The sequence below is a fragment of the Qipengyuania sp. genome, assembly GCF_964227205.1.
GTDB lineage: Bacteria > Pseudomonadota > Alphaproteobacteria > Sphingomonadales > Sphingomonadaceae > Qipengyuania.
The window spans coordinates 1-18494 of record NZ_CAXQVB010000001.1 but is presented as its reverse complement, the minus strand read 5'-3'; the positions used below and the strand labels follow the sequence as shown (position 1 = coordinate 18494).

Sequence of the window (18494 nt, the reverse complement as noted above, 5' to 3'; positions counted from 1 at the left end):
TGCAGCGCAGTGGCGGGTAGATTGTGCGGGTTCTCAGGGGGTTGCCTACAGTGTCTCTATTCCGGTCGCATTGCTGCCAGGCTCTGGCCTGCGCGCTTAGCCTTGTGCTGGCTCCAGCCGGCCTTGCCGCTCAGAATGATCCGCCGCCGCAGATCGATGCCGCAGGGCGCCCGGCCAAGATTCCCGTTGCGGCCTTCGCCGACTGGCTTGTGCTTGATGGCGCACGCCTTTCGGAAACCGGCCGCCGGATCGCGATCGGCGAGATCACCGACGGAAAGCAGATGGTCCGCATCTACGACGCCGATACGCTGGCGCTCGAAAGAGTGGTCGACGCAGGGAAACACGACGATTTCAACTGGTTTCGCTGGGCGGGGGACGACCGCCTGCTGCTGTCGGTTACCTACGAGACCGAGAACGCCAATTACTGGGCGCGGATGTCGCGGCTGCTGGTCTTCGACATGGCGACCGGCAAGATGGCGTACGCCGGGATGAAGAAGGCCTCGGTCGACGGTGATTCGGTGGTCTATGTCGACCCCGCAGGCGAATATGTTCTGCTGAACTATCAGAATCAGGCCCGGTTCGAGGCCGAGGTGTGGCGTGTTCCGCTCGATGGCAGCGCGATGGAGCGATCCGAGCGCGTGGTCGACAACCAAGGCGGTGTGCAGCTCTGGTTCGCCGACAGCGATGGTGTGGTCCGGCTGGGCATGGGGCGCACCAGCCGCGGATCGATCGTCGTGCTCTATCGTGGAGGTCCCGACGAGGAATTCGAGCGGGTTACCAAGATCGCGCGCGACGACGAGGATACGCTCGAAATGTGGGATGTCATCGGACTGCGGCCCGGAAGCGACATCGGCTACATGCTCCAGCCGTCCGAGGACGGTCGCGAAATCCTCCACGAGTTCGATTTTCGCACCGGCACGGCCGGATCGGTGGTTTATGAAGACGAGCGGTGGGGCGTGGAAAGCGTACGGCTCGACCGCCAGGGAAATCCGGCCGCGGTGACGATCCGGGACGACCGCGTCCGCCAGCTATGGCTCGACAAGGACATGGCCGCGTTGCAGGACAGCCTCTCGCAGGCTCTCGGCGGGCACAGCGTCAAGATCACGTCCAATGCCGGCGACAAGCGAATGCTGGTCCTGCAGACGGGACCCGACGATCCGGGCGCGCTCTATGTCTTCACACCGGCGGAAAAGCGGCTCGCCTTCCTCGCCAATCTGCGCCCCGATATCGACTTCCGCCTGCTTTCGCGCGGTGCTGCGCACGATATCGCGACGCGCGACGGGCTGACCATGCGCAGCTATCTGACGCTGCCGCGCGGACGCGGCGAGACCGGCCTGCCGCTCATCGTCATGCCGCATGGCGGGCCCTATGGCATCCGCGACGATCTCGAATATGATGACTGGGTGCAGCTCTTCGCCAATCGTGGCTACGCCGTGCTGCAGCCCAATTTCCGCGGCTCGGGTGGCTTCGGGGCGGACTTCGAGGAAGCCGGCGATGGCGAGATCGGCCGCAAGATGCAGGACGATATCGACGATGCGACGCGTTGGGCAGTGGCGCAGGGCTACGCCGATCCCGAACGCGTCTGCGTGGTCGGCGCCAGCTATGGCGGTTATGCCGCGCTGTGGGCGGTCATCCGCAATCCAGAACTCTACCGCTGCGCGGCGAGCTGGGCGGGCGTGACCGATTGGGACGCGCTGCTGCTCTATGACCAGGGGAGCATGACCCGGCGCCACTATTCCGAATCGTGGAAGCCCAGGATACGCGGCAAGGAATCGGGCTTCGATCTCAGCGACGTCTCGCCCATGGCCCAGCTCGGTCGGCTCACGCGGCCGGTGTTCCTGGGCCAGGGCAAGGACGACTCGCGCGTGCCCTATTCGCAATATTACCGGCTGGTCGAGAAGGCCGAGCGGCTCGGCGTCCCCCTGGACACACTGGTGCTCGAGGACGGGCACACGCCGGTGCGCAAGGGCAATCACGAGAAGCTGCTCAACGCGATGGTCAGTTTCCTCGAGCGACACAATCCGCCCGATTGAGCGGGCCGCGCGCGGGAGCATTTTCGATGCCGCTTGCCATAGGCGACTTGTGCCGCAGCGCAGCATTGCCTAACTCGGCCATGCGATGAAGCGTACCCACCTGCCTCTCAACGCCCTGCGCGTTTACGATGCCGCCGCGCGGCACCTCTCCTTCACCCGCGCCGCCGACGAGCTGGCGGTGACGCCCGCCGCGGTCGGCCAGCAGATCCGCGCGCTCGAGGACCATCTCGGCACGGTATTGTTCCGCCGCACCAGCAAGGGGCTCGAGCTGACGCAGGAAGGCGCCGCCGGGCTCGACGCGCTGCGCGAGGGCTTCCTCAAGTTCGAGGAAAGCGTCTCGGCGATGCAGGCGGGGCAGGCGAGCGACAGCTACACCATCGCCTGCCCGCGCGAATTCTACGCGCAATGGCTCGCCCCGCGGCTGGCGAAATTCGGCGAGGCCAATCCCGAGATCCGCTTCGCCTTCGTCGCCGACGAGAATGCCGATTTCACCGAGGCCAATCTCGATTGCGCGATCCGGCTGGTCGACGGCCCGGGCGAATTGCAGGGGATCGAACTCGACGAGGCCCGCCGCGTCACCGTCGCGCGCCCGGCCGAGCATGGCGGCGCGCCCGACAAGTGGATCGACTGGGGCCTGCCGCTGCAGGACGGCATCGCCGCGCATGTCACCGTGTCCAACGCCGGCCAGGCGCTGTCCTCGGCGCTCGCCGGGCTGGGCAAGGCGATCCTGCCCGAACTGCTGGTCAAGGAAGCGCTCGACGCCGGCCTGCTCGAGGTGCTCGACGGGCCGCACACCGGCACGCGCGCCTACTGGCTGGTCGCGCCGACGCCGCAATGGCGGACCAAGAAGGTCAAGGCGCTGGTCGCCTTCCTCTCCGAATAGGGGCCCGGCTCGCGCGCGCTACCCGGCGGGCGAATCGAAATGCGCGAAGATCGCCGCCAGCCCCGGCGGGTCGCTTTCCTGCCGCAGCCGCGCCAGCGCGGGCGCGACCTCGAGCAGATATTCCGCCTGCGGCCCGTCCTGCGCAACATGGCGCCCGCCGAGCCGCCGGATGAAGCCGCGCGCGGCCTCGTTCTCGGCCAGCACATGCGCGCGAAACGCCTCCATCTGCCCGTCCGCCGCATCGAGCAGCAGCGTCGCGGCGAGCAGCCGGCCCACGCCCATGGCGTGATAATCGTCGACCACGCCGACCGAGAACTCGGCCTCGCGCTCGCCCGCACTGGGGCGCATCGCGTGGACCGCGCCCATCACCGGCTCGCCCGGCTGCGACATGTCGATCGCGCCCCAGGCGAGGTGGAGCACGCCGTCGACGTCGAGCAGCCGCTCGATCACCCAGTCGGGCGGGCTCGCCCCGCCGGAGAAGAAGCGCAGATAGCGCGAGCGCGGGCTCATCCGCGCGATCCCGCCGCGCAGCCGCTCCTCGTCATCGGGCCCCATGGTGCGGATGCAGATGTCGCGCCCGTCGGCGAGCTGCGTGACGATCGAGGACGGCCCGCAGCTGCCCTGCGAACGCAGCGATATCGGGCTCCCGGCAGTATCGGCCATTCTCGCACTCCATCGCGCAACTCGCCCCCGCGCCGCGCAACCTAGGGGCTTTCGCGCCCCCGCGCCAGTATCGCCGCACGGCATACGAACCCACGAGCCCCCGCACGCGCGGCGCGCCTACCAGTCGATTCGCTCCTGCAGATCCTTCAGGCTCCAGCGCGACAGCATGAACAGCCGCGTCTCGCGCTCCTCCTCCTCGGGGGTGCGGGCGGCGGCGGCCTCGGCGGCGAGCCGCGCCTGCTCCTCCTCCCACTCGGCCTCGGCCCGCTCGGCTTCCTCGAGCCGCGCCTCGCGCTCGCGCTCGCGTTTCGCGTCAGCCGCATCGCGCTCGCGGACATAGTCGGCCATGCGCGCGGCGAAATCCGCTTCCAGCTCGGCGCGCACCGCCTCATAGGCGGGCTGGCCGGGGGCGAGGGCGCTCGCGCCATAGGTCTCGGGCAGGCGGTTGCGCAGCAGGAAGCGCAGCAAATTGTTGTCGGGCTTGTTCCACAGGCCGAGCAGCTTGCCGCCCGAGACGAGCGGTGTGGGCGTGCCGAGCATGGCGCGTTCCATCGCCACGTCTTCCAGCCGCTGCACCCCGCGCGCGAGCGCCGCGTCCCACGCTGCGGCAAAGCCCTCCGCGCCGGGGCGCGCACGCAGCTTGTAAAGCGCCTCGAGGCTCTTCCCGATATGCCGCGCGGCGACCTTGACGATGCCGGTGGCGGCGAGCGTGGCGACGAAGCGCCGCTGGAGATCGGGCGTGATCGAATTGCGCCGCGGCTGCCGGTGGAGGAAGGGGGTGAAGGCGAGCAGCGGATCGTCCTCATCGGGCTCGTCGGCGGTGAAGGCGACCGCGGAGGTCGCCTGCCGGGCGATCTTGCGGGAAGGGGTGGGGTGGTCGGACTTGGGCATGACCGTGCACAGGATGCACATTCCCGCTGAGTAGGAAAATGGTTTCTAGCCTGATGCCCAGCGTTTGGATTTGGAGCCGACAGCGGCAGGCGTGCCGCGTCATCGACCAAAACGAAAAACTACGAAATAAGAAACCATTGGATGTATGCCCGCACCCGCCCGTACGTTTCTCTCCTGCGCCCCCTTGTAAACCCGCCTCGGGCACCCCATCTGATATTCAGCTACCAGTCGCGATCGACGGTCCCGAGGGCCAGTTGCCCTCCCTTCTTTCCATTTCGCCTCTTAGCCTCCGCGCACAAGCGGTCGCTTTTGAGCGCCTGCGCGAAATCGAAGGAACTCCACCATGTCCCATTATGGCAACATCAAGAGCTACGACACCGGCAAGGGTCGCGGCACGATCTCTCCCGAAAAGGGCGGCGAACCGCTCGCTTTCGTGAAGGCGGACCTCCAGCGGGAGGCTGCCGAGCCCAAGGTCGGCCAGCGCTATGGCTATGAAACCCGCCAGGTCGGCGGCGGCAAGCCGCAGGCGATCAACCTGCGCCAGCAGGAGCAGGAGCAGGTTCGCCAGCAGGGCGAGAAGATCGCCGGTCGCCAGCAGGCCCACTAATCCATCCCCAACCGTGATGGCCCGACCGCGCCGCGAGGTGGCGGCCGGGCCGTTCCCGCATCCTCTCAACCCGGAAGGGACGCACCATGGACCTCAACGAACTGCTTCACCAACACCAGGCCTCGGTCATGCGGGCGGGCATGGCGGGCGACGACGACGCGCGCGACAACCACTTCGCCAAGGTCGCCGAATATGCCGAGCGCGTGCGGCAATTGCGGGAGTTACGCCAGATGCCCGATACCAAGGCCCCGCTCGCCACGCCGGACACCATCATCTACGGAACCTATGCGGGAGATCCCGCACCTGCGCCGGCAGAGAAGGCAGTCGATTCGTGGGAAGGCGAGGGCGGCGCGCTCGATCCGACCGAAGCGCCCTTGCCCGATGGCGTCGCCGTGAAGCTGGTGCGCGAATATCACGTGGGCCCCTATGTCTACACCGACCTCGGCCTGGCGCTGGCCGAGCACATGCGCCAGCTGTCGCAGGAGCCGGACGAGCGACCGGCTTGACCCCGCACCCCCATCCCTCTATGTGCGCGCCCATCCGGTGTTGGACCCACCTCGCGTGATTCCCTCACAGGGCAGATAGAGCTGAACATTGCCGGTCATGTCCCGGGGCCTGGTGCGCATGCACTCGGGCTCTTTTCTATTGCAGCGGAAACGCTGGGGGCAGCCGTCAAAGTAACCCGGTGGCCGTGTGGGCCGATGGGTGGAGTGGATTCAGCTTAGACGTCATTCCAGCGAAAGCTGGAATCTCGTGCCGCAGGCGCCACGCTTGTGGGCAGCGATCCCAGCTTTCGCTGGGATGACGGGCTAAGCCAGTCACACCATCCCCGAACCCGCTAGTCGTCACCTTCATACGGTGAAGAGAAAGAACTCATATGCCGACGATCAACCAGCTGGTCCGCAAGGGCCGCGTTCCGCAGAAGGCCAAGAGCAAGGTCCCTGCGATGGAGCAGAACCCGCAGAAGCGCGGCGTCTGCACCCGCGTCTACACGACGACCCCGAAGAAGCCGAACTCGGCGCTGCGCAAGGTTGCCAAGGTCCGCCTGACCAACCAGCGCGAAGTCATCTCCTACATCCCGGGCGAAGGCCACAACCTGCAGGAACACAGCGTCGTGCTGATCCGCGGCGGCCGTGTGCGCGACCTTCCCGGCGTGCGCTACCACGTCCTGCGCGGCGTGCTCGACACGCAGGGTGTCAAGGACCGCAAGCAGAGCCGCTCGAAGTACGGCGCCAAGCGTCCGAAGTAAGGGGTTTTGTTGGGTGCGCTGACGACGTCCGTCGTCAGCTACGGCACCGGCCCGCTCCCCCACCCGGCCACCCAAGGCATTATCCTTATAGGGTAGCCGGGTGGGGAAGCGGACCGGCACCGAAGCCCAAGAGTTCTAACGCGGGGCCAGGCCTCTCCCCCGCCCGGACACCTACCTGAGGTAGGATCTGGGTGGCCGGGCGGGGGAGAGGGCTGGAGCCGCAGGGCGCTCACGGAGGTGAGCGACCACTCCGAAGGAGTTAAACGAAATGTCACGTCGTCGTCGTCCCGAGAAGCGGGAAATCCTGCCTGATCCCAAGTTCGGTGATCAGGTCCTGTCGAAGTTCATGAACAACCTCATGTACGACGGTAAGAAGGCCGTCGCCGAAGGTATCGTCTACACCGCGCTCGACACCGTCGAAGCCAAGGCCAAGGCGAACCCGGTCGAGCTGTTCCATGCCGCGCTCGACAACATCAAGCCGCAGGTCGAAGTGCGCAGCCGCCGCGTCGGCGGTGCGACCTACCAGGTGCCGGTCGAGGTCCGCCCCGAGCGTGCCCAGGCGCTGGCCATCCGCTGGCTGATCACCGCCGCGCGCGGTCGTCCGGAAACCACCATGGCGGCCCGCCTGTCGGGCGAGCTGATGGATGCGGCCAACAACCGCGGCAATGCCGTCAAGAAGCGCGAAGACACGCACCGCATGGCGGACGCGAACCGCGCCTTCTCGCACTACCGCTGGTAAGCGGGAGAGTTTCGGGCCCTTCGCCCTTCGCCCGCTCATCCTGAGCCTGTCGAAGGATCGAAGGGTCTCGAAACTGTCGCATCAATCCCTACATGGGGGCCGGGTTCGCCCACCCCCGAAGATCGAGGAATTCCACATGGCCCGCGAATATCCGCTGGAGCGGTACCGCAATATCGGCATCATGGCCCACATCGATGCCGGCAAGACCACCACGACCGAACGCATCCTCTACTACACCGGCAAGTCCTACAAGATCGGCGAAGTCCACGACGGCGCCGCGACGATGGACTGGATGGAGCAGGAGCAGGAACGCGGCATCACCATCACCTCGGCGGCGACGACCACCTTCTGGTCGGCCGAGGACGGTGAAGGTCCCAAGCACCGCATCAACATCATCGACACGCCCGGACACGTCGACTTCACCATCGAAGTCGAACGCTCGCTGCGCGTGCTCGACGGCGCGGTCGCCGTGTTCGACGGCGTCGCCGGCGTCGAACCGCAGTCCGAGACTGTCTGGCGCCAGGCCGACAAATACGGCGTTCCGCGGATGTGCTTCGTCAACAAGCTCGACCGCACCGGCGCCGACTTCTACTATTGCGTCCAGTCGATCATCGACCGCCTCGGCGCGACCCCGCTGGTCCTCTATCTCCCGATCGGCGCGGAAAGCGACCTCAAGGGCGTGGTCGACCTCGTCAACATGCGCGGCATCGTGTGGCAGGCCGAAGACCTCGGCGCGAAGTTCGACTATGTCGACATCCCCGCCGACATGGCCGACAAGGCTGCCGAATACCGCGAGAAGCTGGTCGAGACCGCCGTCGAACAGGACGACGAGGTCATGGAAGCCTATCTCGAAGGCAACGAGCCCGACGCGGCGACGCTCAAGAAGCTGATCCGCAAGGGCACCATGGCGCGCGATTTCGTGCCCGTGCTGTGCGGCTCGGCGTTCAAGAACAAGGGCGTCCAGCCCCTGCTCGACGCCGTGGTCGACTACATGCCGAGCCCGCTCGACGTTCCGGCGATCAAGGGCGTCAAGCCCGACAGCGACGAGGAAGACACCCGTCCGTCGTCGGACGATGCGCCCTTCGCCGCGCTCGCCTTCAAGATCATGAACGACCCGTTCGTCGGCTCGCTCACCTTCACCCGCATCTACTCGGGCCAGCTCACCAAGGGCTCGGTTCTGAACTCGGTAAAGGAAAAGAAGGAAAAGATCGGCCGCATGCTGCTGATGCACTCGAACAACCGCGAGGACATCGATGAAGCATTCGCCGGCGACATCGTCGCCATCGCGGGCCTCAAGGAAACCACCACCGGCGACACGCTGTGCGCGTCGAACGCCCCGATCATTCTCGAGCGGATGGAGTTCCCCGAGCCGGTGATCGAGCTGTCGGTGGAACCCAAGACCAAGGCCGACCAGGAAAAGATGGGCGTCGCGCTCAACCGCCTGGCCGCCGAGGATCCGAGCTTCCGCGTGTCGACCGACCACGAATCCGGCCAGACGATCATCAAGGGCATGGGCGAGCTTCACCTCGACATCCTCGTCGATCGCATGAAGCGCGAATTCAAGGTCGAGGCCAATGTCGGTGCGCCGCAGGTGGCCTACCGCGAATATCTCGGCAAGCCGGTCGACGTCGACTACACCCACAAGAAGCAGTCGGGCGGCTCGGGCCAGTTCGGCCGCGTCAAGGTCAAGGTCACCCCGGGTGAGCGCGGCCAGGGCTTCGTCTTCGAAGACGAGATCAAGGGCGGTAACATTCCGAAGGAATACATCCCCGCGATCGAGAAGGGCATGCGCGAGCAGGCCGAAAGCGGTCACCTGGTCGGCTTCCCGATCATCGACTTCACCGTCACGCTTTACGACGGTGCCTACCACGACGTCGACTCAAGCGCGATCGCGTTCGAAATCGCCGGTCGCGGTGCGATGCGCGAAGTGGCCGAGCGTTCGGGCATCAAGCTGCTCGAGCCGATCATGAAGGTGGAAGTCGTGACCCCCGAGGACTATCTCGGCGACGTCATCGGCGACCTCAACTCGCGTCGTGGCCAGATCCAGGGCACCGACAGCCGCGGCAATGCCCAGGTCGTCGAAGCCAACGTGCCGCTCGCGAACATGTTCGGCTACGTCAACGAACTGCGCTCGTTCACTCAGGGACGAGCCCAGTACTCGATGCAGTTCAGCCACTACGACGAGGTCCCGGCAAACGTTGCGGCCGAGGTCAAGGAGAAGCTTGCGTAAGCGAGCTTTGAGGTCTAGGGGCGGCGCCTGATTCCGCGGGCGCCGCTTCCTCCCCGCAGAAATCCCAATTTTTAAGACAGAGGTTATTGGAAAATGGCGAAGGAAAAGTTCGAGCGTAACAAGCCGCACGTCAACGTCGGCACCATCGGTCACGTTGACCACGGCAAGACCACGCTGACCGCGGCGATCACCAAGGTTCAGGGTTCGGCCGTCGATTTCGCAAACATCGACAAGGCTCCCGAAGAGCGTGAGCGCGGCATCACCATCTCGACCGCGCACGTCGAATACGAAACCGACGCACGTCACTATGCGCACGTCGACTGCCCGGGCCACGCCGACTACGTCAAGAACATGATCACCGGTGCCGCCCAGATGGACGGCGCGATCCTGGTCGTGAACGCAGCCGACGGCCCGATGCCGCAGACCCGCGAGCACATCCTGCTTGCCCGTCAGGTCGGCGTCCCCGCGCTGGTCGTCTACATGAACAAGGTCGACCAGGTCGACGACGAGGAAATCCTCGAGCTCGTCGAACTCGAAGTTCGCGAACTGCTCAGCTCGTACGACTTCGACGGCGACAACATTCCGATCATCAAGGGCTCGGCTCTGGCCGCTCTCGAAGGTCGCGATCCGGAAATCGGTGAAAACTCGATCAAGGAACTGATGGAAGCCGTCGACACCCACATCCCGACTCCCGACCGTCCGGTCGACAAGCCGTTCCTGATGCCGATCGAGGACGTGTTCTCGATCTCGGGCCGCGGCACCGTCGTCACCGGCCGTGTCGAAACCGGCGTCGTGAACGTTGGCGACGAAGTCGAAATCGTCGGCATCAAGGACACCCAGAAGACCACCGTCACCGGTGTCGAAATGTTCCGCAAGCTGCTCGATCGCGGCGAAGCCGGCGATAACATCGGTGCCCTGATCCGCGGCATCGGCCGTGAAGACGTCGAGCGTGGCCAGGTCCTCGCGAAGCCGGGTTCGGTTACCCCGCACACCGAATTCAGCGCCGAAGTCTACGTCCTGTCGAAGGACGAAGGCGGCCGTCACACGCCGTTCTTCGCGAACTATCGTCCGCAGTTCTACTTCCGCACCACCGACGTGACCGGCGAAGTCATCCTTCCCGAAGGCACCGAAATGGTGATGCCGGGCGACAACGTGACGATCAACGTCAAGCTGATCGCACCGATCGCCATGGACGAAGGCCTGCGCTTCGCTATCCGCGAAGGCGGCCGCACCGTCGGCTCGGGCGTGGTTGCTTCGATCACGAAGTAAGCTCGCACAAGCGACTGCACAGCTTTGGCCCGCTCCTCGTTACGAGGGGCGGGCCTTCGCTTTTTATGAAGGCATTTGCCGGACCGCGCGCACGGTCCGTCGCGCCTGGTTTTCGGCTTTTGCATCGGGGCGGAAATCGGGGGTTGCCAGCCGGGGCTCTGCTCCGTATATGCGCGCCCACAGACAGGGATTCGCGTCCCCGTCGCACAAGAATTCATGGAAGGTCGCCCGATCCGGGAAACCGGGCCGACTAGGGCGGGCCTTTCTTTTTTGCGGGTCTGAAACGGCAACGGACAAGGCTCGCTTGGCTCTTTCGCATCGGTGTAGGTAATGGAAGCTCAGAATATCCGCATTCGCCTCAAGGCGTTCGACCATCGCGTTCTCGACCAGGCAACTGGCGAAATCGCAGACACCGCGCGTCGCACGGGTGCTCTTATTCGTGGCCCCATTCCCATGCCGACGCGTATCGAGAAGTTCACCGTGAACCGCGGTCCGCACATCGACAAGAAGTCGCGCGAGCAGTTCGAGGTGCGCACCTACAAGCGGTTGCTCGACATCGTGCAGCCCAACGCCCAGACCGTCGACGCGCTGATGAAGCTCGACCTCGCAGCGGGCGTGAACGTCGAGATCAAGCTGGCCTAAGCCGCTGATCCGGTCCCCGGCAGGACCTTAAACGGGCCGGAAGTTCAGGGGCGCTCGATAGCCCCGTCGGTCCGCAAGGTCCGGCAAGACATCGGGATACCGCCGGATCTGATCCGGGCCTGCGTCCCCCGTCTCGCTTCCAAGGCTTCATGCTGCGGAGGCACTCAGCCCGGACGGGGCGACGCATCACAAAACGGGCTGGCAAGCACCTCGGATGGGCCGGGGTGCCTCTGTTTAGGAGTTTTACGATGCGCACTGGCGTTATCGCAAAGAAAGTCGGGATGACCCGCCTCTTCCAGGAGGACGGTCGGCACGTGCCGGTCACCGTTCTCGCGCTGGAAAACTGCCAGGTCACTGCTCACCGCACCGAAGATCGCGATGGTTACTTCGCAGTCCAGGTCGGTTCGGGCGAAGCCAAGCAGAAGAACGTGAACAAGCCGCAGCGCGAAGCCTTCGCCAAGGCGCAGGTTCCGCTGAAGATGAAGGTCGCCGAATTCCGCGTCGACACCGAGGAAGCCCTGCTTCCCGTCGGTGCCCGCATCTCGGCCGAGCACTTCGTTGCCGGCCAGAAGGTCGACATCACCGGTCACACGCAGGGCAAGGGCTTCGCCGGCGCCATGAAGCGTTGGGGCTTCGGCGGTCTGCGTGCCACCCACGGCGTTTCGCTCTCGCACCGCTCGCACGGTTCGACGGGTAACCGCCAGGATCCGGGCCGCGTGTTCAAGGGCAAGAAGATGGCCGGCCACATGGGCGACCGCCAGCGCACCCAGCAGAACCTCGAGATCGTGCGCACCGACGCCGATCGCGGCCTGCTCTTCGTCAAGGGCTCGGTCCCGGGTGCGAAGAACGCCTGGCTGCTGGTTAAGGACGCGGTCAAGATCGACCATGCCGACCTGCCGTTCCCGGGTGTGATGTATCGCAACCGCGACGAATTCGAGCATCAGGAAGCTGATGCCGGTCTCGTCGAGAGCGCTGCCGAGCATGAAGTTGGCACGGAAATTTCCGCCGAACAGCAGGAAAAGCTGCTGAAGGAACAGGAAGCCGGTGCCGACACCGAAACCACCACCGATACGCCCGCAGCCGACACCGGCTCGGACGAGAACAAGGAGGGCTGATCCGTGAAGGTGAAGGTCCAGAAAATCGACGGCAAGGCGTCGGGCGACATCGAACTGAACGATGACGTGTTCGGTCTCGAGCCGCGTGCCGACATCCTGCACCGGGTTGTCACCTGGCAGCTCGAAAACCGCCGCGGCACCGCTCGCCCGACGCGCGAGCGTTCGGACGTTGCCCGCACCGGCAAGAAGTGGGGTCGCCAGAAGGGCGGCGGCACGGCTCGTCACGGCGACCGCGCAGCCCCGATCTTCATCGGCGGCGGCAAGGCCCACGGTGCGCGCAAGCGCGACTTCAACCCGTCGCTGAACAAGAAGGTTCGTGCGCTCGGCCTGAAGATGGCTCTCTCGACCAAGGCCAGGGACGGTCTCGTGATCGTCGACAGCCTCGAGCTCAAGGATGCCAAGACCAAGGCTCTCGTCGCAACCTTCGGCAAGAACGGCTGGAACGGCAAGGTCCTCGTGATCGACGGCGAAAGCGTCAACGACGGTTTCAGCAAGGCTGCCCGCAACATCCCCGGCGTCAACGTGCTGCCGGCGGTGGGTGCCAACGTCTACGACATCCTGAAGCACGACACGCTGGTCCTGACCAAGGACGCGGTCGAAAAGCTGGAGGCCCGTTTCAATGGCTAAGAAGCAGGAAGTGGAAGCGCGTCACTACGACGTCGTGCTCGCACCGCACATCACCGAGAAGGCTACGCTGGCGTCGGAACACAACGCCGTGGTCTTCAAGGTCGCGGGCGACGCCACCAAGCCGCAGATCAAGGAAGCGGTCGAGGCGATCTTCGGTGTCAGCGTCACCGGCGTGAACACCATCAACGTGAAGGGCAAGACCAAGCGCTGGAAAGGCAAGCCTTACAAGCGCGTCGACCAGAAGAAGGCCGTGGTCACCCTGAAGGACGGCGACTCGATCGACGTCACCAGCGGTATCTGAGGGGCTAGAGAGTAATGGCACTCAAGAACTACAAACCTACGAGCCCGGGCCGTCGCGGCCTGATCCTCGTCGACAAGTCGGGCCTCTACAAGGGCAAGCCGGTCAAGTCGCTCGTCGAAGGCAAGCGCAAGACCGGTGGCCGCAACAACAAGGGCCACGTCACTTCGCGCGGCATGGCCGGCGGCCACAAGCAGAAGTACCGCTATGTCGACTTCAAGCGTCGCAAGTGGGACGTCGAAGGCACCGTCGAACGGCTCGAATACGATCCGAACCGCACCGCTTTCATCGCGCTGGTGAAGTATGACGACGGCGAACTGGCCTACATCCTTGCTCCGCAGCGTCTCGCTGTCGGCGACAAGGTCGTGGCCGGCGAAAAGGTCGACACCAAGCCCGGCAACGCCATGCTGCTCGGCCAGATGCCGGTCGGCACCATCTGCCACAACGTGGAAATGAAGCCGGGCAAGGGCGGCCAGATCGCCCGCGCAGCCGGTTCCTACGTTCAGCTGGTCGGTCGTGACCGCGGCATGGTCATCGTGCGTCTCAACAGCGGCGAGCAGCGTTACCTGCGCGCCGACTGCATGGGCACCGTTGGCGCCGTGTCGAACCCGGACAACCAGAACCAGAACCTGGGCAAGGCCGGTCGTCGTCGCTGGATGGGCATCAAGCCGCTCACCCGTGGTGTCGCCAAGAACCCGGTCGACCACCCGCACGGTGGTGGTGAAGGCCGCACCAGCGGTGGCCGTCATCCGGTGACCCCGTGGGGCAAGCCGACCAAGGGCGCCCGTACCCGCAAGAACAAGGCGACGGACAAGATGATTATCCGTTCGCGCCACGCGAAGAAGAAGAGGTAATCCGACATGGCTCGTTCCGTCTGGAAAGGTCCGTTCGTCGAGCTCAGCCTTCTCAAGAAGGCAGAGACCGCCCAGGACGCCGGTGGCGCCAAGCCGATCAAGACCTGGTCGCGCCGTTCCACCATCCTGCCGCAGTTCGTTGGTCTGACGTTCAACGTCTACAACGGTCACAAGTTCATCCCGGTCTCCGTTTCGGAAGAAATGGTCGGCCACAAGCTCGGTGAATTCGCGCCCACGCGCACCTTCCCGGGTCACGCCGCCGACAAGAAGGGTAAGCGCTGATGAGCAAGCAGAAGGCACCCCGTCGCGTTGCCGACAACGAGGCGCTCGCCGTCGGGACCACGATCCGTGGTTCGGCGCAGAAGCTCAACCTCGTCGCCGGCCTGATCCGCGGCAAGAAGGCCGAAGAGGCCATGAACATCCTCGCTTTCTCGAAGAAGGCGATGGCGAAGGACGCCAGCAAGGTACTCGCTTCGGCGATCGCCAATGCGGAAAACAACCACAACCTCGATGTCGACGCACTGGTCGTTGCCGAGGCTTCGGTGGGCAAGTCGATCACGATGAAGCGCTTCCACACCCGTGGTCGCGGCAAGTCGACGCGCATCCTGAAGCCGTTCAGCCGCCTGCGCATCGTCGTCCGCGAGCAGGAAGAGGCGTAAGATGGGCCATAAGAGCAACCCGATCGGTCTGCGCCTGCAGATCAACCGCACCTGGGACAGCCGCTGGTACGCCGAAGGGCGCGACTACGCCAAGCTGCTCAGCGAGGATGTCGAAATCCGCAAGTACATCGTCGAGAACCTGCCGCAGGCAGCGATCTCGAAGGTGGTCATCGAGCGTCCGGCCAAGCTGTGCCGCATCTCGATCTACGCAGCCCGTCCCGGTGTGATCATCGGCAAGAAGGGTGCGGACATCGAGAAGCTGCGCGCCAAGCTGTCGAAGATGACCGAAAGCGAAGTGAAGCTGAACATTGTCGAGATCCGCAAGCCGGAAATCGACGCCAAGCTCGTCGCCCAGGGCATCGCCGACCAGCTGATCCGCCGTGTCGCTTTCCGCCGCGCCATGAAGCGCGCCGTGCAGTCCGCCCTGCGTCTGGGTGCCGAAGGCATCAAGATCACCTGCGGCGGCCGTCTCGGCGGTGCGGAAATCGCTCGCGTCGAATGGTACCGCGAAGGCCGTGTGCCGCTGCACACGCTGCGCGCCAACATCGACTATGCGGAAGCCGAAGCGCTCACCGCCTACGGGATCATCGGCATCAAGTGCTGGATCTTCAAGGGCGAGATCATGGCGCATGACCCGACCGCCCAGGACCGCCTGATGATGGAAGCCCAGACCTCGGGCGTCCGTCCGGCGCGCTGATTGCAGGATTAGGAAAGAACCATGCTGCAACCGAAGAAAACCAAGTACCGCAAGGCGTTCAAGGGCAAGATCCATGGCAACGCCAAGGGCGGCACCACGCTGAACTTCGGGTCGTACGGCCTGAAGGCGATGGAACCCGAACGCATCACCGCGCGCCAGATCGAAGCCGCGCGTCGTGCGATCACCCGTCACATCAAGCGTCAGGGCCGTCTCTGGATCCGCGTCTTCCCCGACGTGCCGGTGTCGAAGAAGCCTGCCGAAGTCCGTCAGGGTAAGGGCAAGGGTTCGATCGAATACTGGGCCGCTCGCGTGAAGCCGGGCCGCATCCTGTTCGAACTCGACGGCGTCGCCGGCCCGCTGGCCGCCGAAGCGTTCGAGCGCGCAGCGATGAAGCTGCCGATCAAGACCAAGGTCGTCGCCCGCATGGGTGACACCGCCCACCTGGGAGGCGAATGATGGCCAAGATTGAAGACCTGCGCCAGAAGTCGGACGACCAGCTGGCCGAAGAGCTGACCACGCTGAAGCGCGAGCAGTTCAACCTCCGCTTCCAGGCGGCGACGAACCAGCTCGAGGCTCCGGCCCGCATCCGCGAAGTCCGCCGCACGATCGCCAAGATCAAGACGCTGCAGACCGAGCGTTCGCGTTCGGCTGAAGCGAAGGTTTAAGGAGTAGACCATGCCCAAGCGTATCCTGATCGGGACCGTCACCTCCGACAAGACCGACAAGACCGTGACCGTGCTCGTCGAGCGCAAGGTGAAGCACCCCCTCTACGGGAAGATCATTCGCCGCTCGAAGAAGTACCATGCCCATGACGAAAACAACGAGTTCACGCTCGGCGACGTCGTGCGCATCGAAGAAACCAAGCCGATCTCCAAGACCAAGACCTGGCAGGTGATCGATCGCGTTACCGCAGGTGGCACGCAGGCTGTCGAGGCTGACCTCGAAGTCGAAGCCGCCGGTAACTGAGCTTTTTTGACGTAGGAACTGCCGGACTTGTTCCGGCAAGCCATTGAGAAGGAACCGGATCGATGATCCAGATGCAATCCAATCTCGACGTCGCGGACAACAGCGGCGCCAAGCGCGTCCAGTGCATCAAGGTACTGGGCGGCTCGAAGCGCCGGACTGCTTCCGTCGGCGACGTGATCGTGGTTTCCGTCAAGGAAGCCCAGCCGCGCACCAAGGTGAAGAAGGGCGATGTCCATCGCGCCGTCATCGTGCGCACGAAGAAGGACGTTCGCCGCCCCGATGGCAGCGTGATCCGCTTCGACAGCAACGCCGCGGTGCTCGTCAACAAGAACGAAGAGCCGATCGGCACCCGTATCTTCGGCCCGGTGGTGCGCGAACTGCGCGGCCGCGGCTTCATGAAGATCATCTCGCTTGCTCCGGAGGTGCTGTAATGGCCGCCGCTAAGATCAAGAAGGGTGACAGCGTCGTCGTCCTGTCCGGCAAGGACAAGGGCAAGACCGGCACCGTCGCGAAGGTCATGCCGAAGGACGGCAAGATCGTCGTCGAAGGCGTCAACATCGCCGCCCGTCACCGCAAGCCGACCCAGCAGAACCCGCAGGGTGGCATCGACCGCTTCGAAGCGCCGATGGCCATCAGCAAGGTTGCGCTGGCCGATCCGAAGACCGGCAAGGCCACCCGCGTCCGTTTCGAAGAGAAGGACGGCAAGAAGGTGCGCGTTGCCGTGAAGTCCGGGGAGACCATCGATGGCTGATTACACGCCCCGCATGAAGCAGCGCTACGACGAGCAGATCGTCAAGGCGATGACCGAGAAGTTCGGCTACAAGAACGCTCTTGAAGTCCCCAAGCTGGAAAAGATCACGCTCAACATGGGCGTCGGCGAAGCCAGCCAGGACAAGAAGAAGGTTCAGACCGCAGCCGAGGAAATGGCACTGATCGCCGGCCAGAAGCCGGTCATCACCAAGGCCAAGAAGTCGATCGCGCAGTTCAAGCTGCGTGAAGGCATGCCGATCGGCTGCAAGGTCACCCTGCGCCGCGAACGCATGTACGAGTTCATGGATCGCCTGGTGACCGTGGCCATGCCGCGCATCCGCGACTTCCGCGGCCTCAACCCTAAGTCGTTCGACGGCCGTGGCAACTATGCCATGGGCCTGAAGGAACAGATCATCTTTCCCGAGATCAGCTACGACCAGATCGACAAGGTCCGGGGGATGGACATCATCGTAACCACGACGGCGAAGACCGACGAGGAAGCTCGCGAGCTTCTGAAGCTGTTCGGTTTCCCGTTCCCGGCTGAAAAGTCGGAAGAGAAGGAGGCGGCGTGAGCCGCTTCCGGATCGCAGGATAAGGAAGGAACTTAAGTCCAATGGCGAAACTGAGTTCGATCAACAAGAACGAGCGTCGCAAGAAGCTCGTCAAGCAGTATGCGGAAAAGTTCGCGAAGCTGAAGGCTATCGCTGACGATGAAAGCCTCGACGAGACCGAGCGCCTGATGGCCCGGCTCAAGATGGCGGAACTGCCGCGCAATGCGAACCCGACCCGGGTGCGCAACCGCTGCTCCACCACCGGCCGCCCGCGCGGCTACTACCGCAAGTTCGGTCTCAACCGCATCGAACTGCGCGACCTCGGCAACAAGGGCCTGATTCCGGGCCTGACCAAGTCGAGCTGGTGAGGTAAAGACAGATGGCTATGACCGATCCCCTGGGTGATATGCTCACCCGTATCCGCAACGGCCAGCAGGCGAAGAAGGACAGCGTCCTCTCGCCTGCCAGCAAGCTGCGTGCAAACGTTCTCGAAGTGCTTCAGCGCGAAGGCTACATCCGTGGCTACAGCGATGATGCTTCGGGCAAGCATGCACAGCTGCGGATCGAACTGAAGTATTTCGAAGGCGAACCTGCGATCAAGCATGTTGCCCGTGTCTCCAAGCCTGGCCGCCGCGTCTATGCGGGTTCGAAAGAACTCCCCGTAGTGCGCAACGGCCTCGGCATCACCATCGTCTCGACGCCCAAGGGTGTGCTTTCCGACGCGGAAGCGCGCACTGAAAACGTCGGCGGCGAAGTGCTGGCGGAGGTGTT

General features: G+C 64.4%; 26 protein-coding genes. 24 read left to right on the top strand and 2 right to left on the bottom strand.

The annotated features are described in order from the left end of the window. Positions 1-104 precede the first annotated feature (104 nt). Together ACEQZ0_RS00130 and ACEQZ0_RS00125 are read left to right on the top strand one after the other, a co-directional pair. The gene (locus ACEQZ0_RS00130) at positions 105-2033 is read left to right on the top strand and encodes an alpha/beta hydrolase family protein (RefSeq protein ID WP_370187006.1); all 1929 of its coding nucleotides are present in this window, start codon (positions 105-107) and stop codon (positions 2031-2033) included. Between the two features lie 85 nt (positions 2034-2118). Then, complete coding sequence (locus tag ACEQZ0_RS00125) at positions 2119-2916, top strand: LysR family transcriptional regulator (protein ID WP_370187004.1); 798 nt, start codon at positions 2119-2121, stop codon at positions 2914-2916. An 18-nt stretch (positions 2917-2934) separates the two neighbouring features. On the opposite strand, the gene ACEQZ0_RS00120 is transcribed toward ACEQZ0_RS00125, so the two are convergent. Further along, a complete protein-coding gene (locus ACEQZ0_RS00120; protein ID WP_370187002.1) occupies positions 2935-3579 on the bottom strand; it encodes a GNAT family N-acetyltransferase in 645 nt (214 codons plus the stop codon). A gap of 117 nt (positions 3580-3696) precedes the next feature. Continuing rightward, positions 3697-4470, bottom strand: coding sequence for a hypothetical protein (locus ACEQZ0_RS00115; protein WP_370187000.1), 774 nt, complete (start codon positions 4468-4470; stop codon positions 3697-3699). A 343-nt stretch (positions 4471-4813) separates the two neighbouring features. Between ACEQZ0_RS00115 and ACEQZ0_RS00110 the strand changes: the two genes are divergently transcribed. The 22 genes from ACEQZ0_RS00110 to rpsH form a co-directional block, all read left to right on the top strand. Further along, the gene (locus ACEQZ0_RS00110) at positions 4814-5077 is read left to right on the top strand and encodes a cold-shock protein (protein ID WP_370186999.1); all 264 of its coding nucleotides are present in this window, start codon (positions 4814-4816) and stop codon (positions 5075-5077) included. A gap of 86 nt (positions 5078-5163) precedes the next feature. Beyond that, positions 5164-5583, top strand: a complete 420-nt coding sequence (locus ACEQZ0_RS00105) for a hypothetical protein (protein ID WP_370186997.1) — start codon at positions 5164-5166, stop codon at positions 5581-5583. A gap of 371 nt (positions 5584-5954) precedes the next feature. Further along, positions 5955-6326 carry a 30S ribosomal protein S12 gene (gene rpsL / locus ACEQZ0_RS00100; RefSeq protein WP_006831873.1) on the top strand — a complete coding sequence of 124 codons (372 nt, stop codon included), beginning with the start codon at positions 5955-5957 and terminating at the stop codon, positions 6324-6326. A gap of 268 nt (positions 6327-6594) precedes the next feature. Next, on the top strand, positions 6595-7065 hold the full coding sequence (gene rpsG, locus ACEQZ0_RS00095) for a 30S ribosomal protein S7 (RefSeq protein WP_200980828.1): 471 nt from the start codon (positions 6595-6597) through the stop codon (positions 7063-7065). A gap of 136 nt (positions 7066-7201) precedes the next feature. Continuing rightward, the gene (gene fusA, locus ACEQZ0_RS00090; protein WP_370186994.1) at positions 7202-9295 is read left to right on the top strand and encodes an elongation factor G; all 2094 of its coding nucleotides are present in this window, start codon (positions 7202-7204) and stop codon (positions 9293-9295) included. 93 nt (positions 9296-9388) lie between these two features. Beyond that, positions 9389-10564, top strand: a complete 1176-nt coding sequence (gene tuf, locus ACEQZ0_RS00085) for an elongation factor Tu (RefSeq protein WP_370186992.1) — start codon at positions 9389-9391, stop codon at positions 10562-10564. A gap of 330 nt (positions 10565-10894) precedes the next feature. Further along, on the top strand, positions 10895-11206 hold the full coding sequence (gene rpsJ / locus ACEQZ0_RS00080) for a 30S ribosomal protein S10 (RefSeq protein ID WP_006831877.1): 312 nt from the start codon (positions 10895-10897) through the stop codon (positions 11204-11206). 248 nt (positions 11207-11454) lie between these two features. After that, the gene (gene rplC, locus ACEQZ0_RS00075) at positions 11455-12321 is read left to right on the top strand and encodes a 50S ribosomal protein L3 (protein WP_370186989.1); all 867 of its coding nucleotides are present in this window, start codon (positions 11455-11457) and stop codon (positions 12319-12321) included. 3 nt (positions 12322-12324) lie between these two features. Continuing rightward, a complete protein-coding gene (rplD, locus tag ACEQZ0_RS00070) occupies positions 12325-12948 on the top strand; it encodes a 50S ribosomal protein L4 (RefSeq protein ID WP_370186987.1) in 624 nt (207 codons plus the stop codon). After that, positions 12941-13249, top strand: coding sequence for a 50S ribosomal protein L23 (locus tag ACEQZ0_RS00065; protein WP_370186985.1), 309 nt, complete (start codon positions 12941-12943; stop codon positions 13247-13249). The genes rplD and ACEQZ0_RS00065 overlap by 8 nt, the downstream gene beginning before the upstream one ends. Before the next feature lie 14 nt (positions 13250-13263). Next, positions 13264-14100, top strand: a complete 837-nt coding sequence (gene rplB, locus ACEQZ0_RS00060) for a 50S ribosomal protein L2 (RefSeq protein ID WP_370186983.1) — start codon at positions 13264-13266, stop codon at positions 14098-14100. Positions 14101-14106: 6 nt separating this feature from the next. Beyond that, positions 14107-14382: a 30S ribosomal protein S19 gene (gene rpsS, locus ACEQZ0_RS00055; RefSeq protein WP_067464762.1), complete on the top strand. Its 276-nt coding sequence runs from the start codon at positions 14107-14109 to the stop codon at positions 14380-14382. Next, positions 14382-14759 (top strand): 50S ribosomal protein L22, encoded by a 378-nt coding sequence (gene rplV, locus ACEQZ0_RS00050; RefSeq protein ID WP_221590210.1) that lies wholly within the window; start codon positions 14382-14384, stop codon positions 14757-14759. Before rpsS ends, rplV begins: the two co-directional genes overlap by 1 nt. 1 nt (position 14760) lies before the next feature. Then, positions 14761-15456, top strand: coding sequence for a 30S ribosomal protein S3 (gene rpsC / locus ACEQZ0_RS00045; protein ID WP_370186980.1), 696 nt, complete (start codon positions 14761-14763; stop codon positions 15454-15456). Between the two features lie 21 nt (positions 15457-15477). Further along, entirely contained in the window at positions 15478-15912 is a 435-nt protein-coding gene (gene rplP, locus ACEQZ0_RS00040; RefSeq protein ID WP_221600174.1) for a 50S ribosomal protein L16, read from the top strand. After that, entirely contained in the window at positions 15912-16121 is a 210-nt protein-coding gene (gene rpmC, locus ACEQZ0_RS00035; protein ID WP_370187832.1) for a 50S ribosomal protein L29, read from the top strand. Before rplP ends, rpmC begins: the two co-directional genes overlap by 1 nt. Before the next feature lie 10 nt (positions 16122-16131). After that, positions 16132-16422, top strand: a complete 291-nt coding sequence (rpsQ, locus tag ACEQZ0_RS00030) for a 30S ribosomal protein S17 (RefSeq protein WP_221600170.1) — start codon at positions 16132-16134, stop codon at positions 16420-16422. A 62-nt stretch (positions 16423-16484) separates the two neighbouring features. After that, positions 16485-16853: a 50S ribosomal protein L14 gene (gene rplN / locus ACEQZ0_RS00025; protein WP_006831888.1), complete on the top strand. Its 369-nt coding sequence runs from the start codon at positions 16485-16487 to the stop codon at positions 16851-16853. After that, positions 16853-17173, top strand: a complete 321-nt coding sequence (gene rplX, locus ACEQZ0_RS00020) for a 50S ribosomal protein L24 (RefSeq protein WP_370030643.1) — start codon at positions 16853-16855, stop codon at positions 17171-17173. Before rplN ends, rplX begins: the two co-directional genes overlap by 1 nt. Further along, positions 17166-17744, top strand: a complete 579-nt coding sequence (rplE, locus tag ACEQZ0_RS00015; protein ID WP_221600166.1) for a 50S ribosomal protein L5 — start codon at positions 17166-17168, stop codon at positions 17742-17744. The genes rplX and rplE overlap by 8 nt, the downstream gene beginning before the upstream one ends. Positions 17745-17785: 41 nt before the next feature. Then, positions 17786-18091: a 30S ribosomal protein S14 gene (gene rpsN / locus ACEQZ0_RS00010; protein WP_050599045.1), complete on the top strand. Its 306-nt coding sequence runs from the start codon at positions 17786-17788 to the stop codon at positions 18089-18091. Between the two features lie 11 nt (positions 18092-18102). Beyond that, positions 18103-18494: 30S ribosomal protein S8 (gene rpsH, locus ACEQZ0_RS00005; protein ID WP_370186975.1), on the top strand; the 392-nt coding region annotated here is incomplete at its 3' end.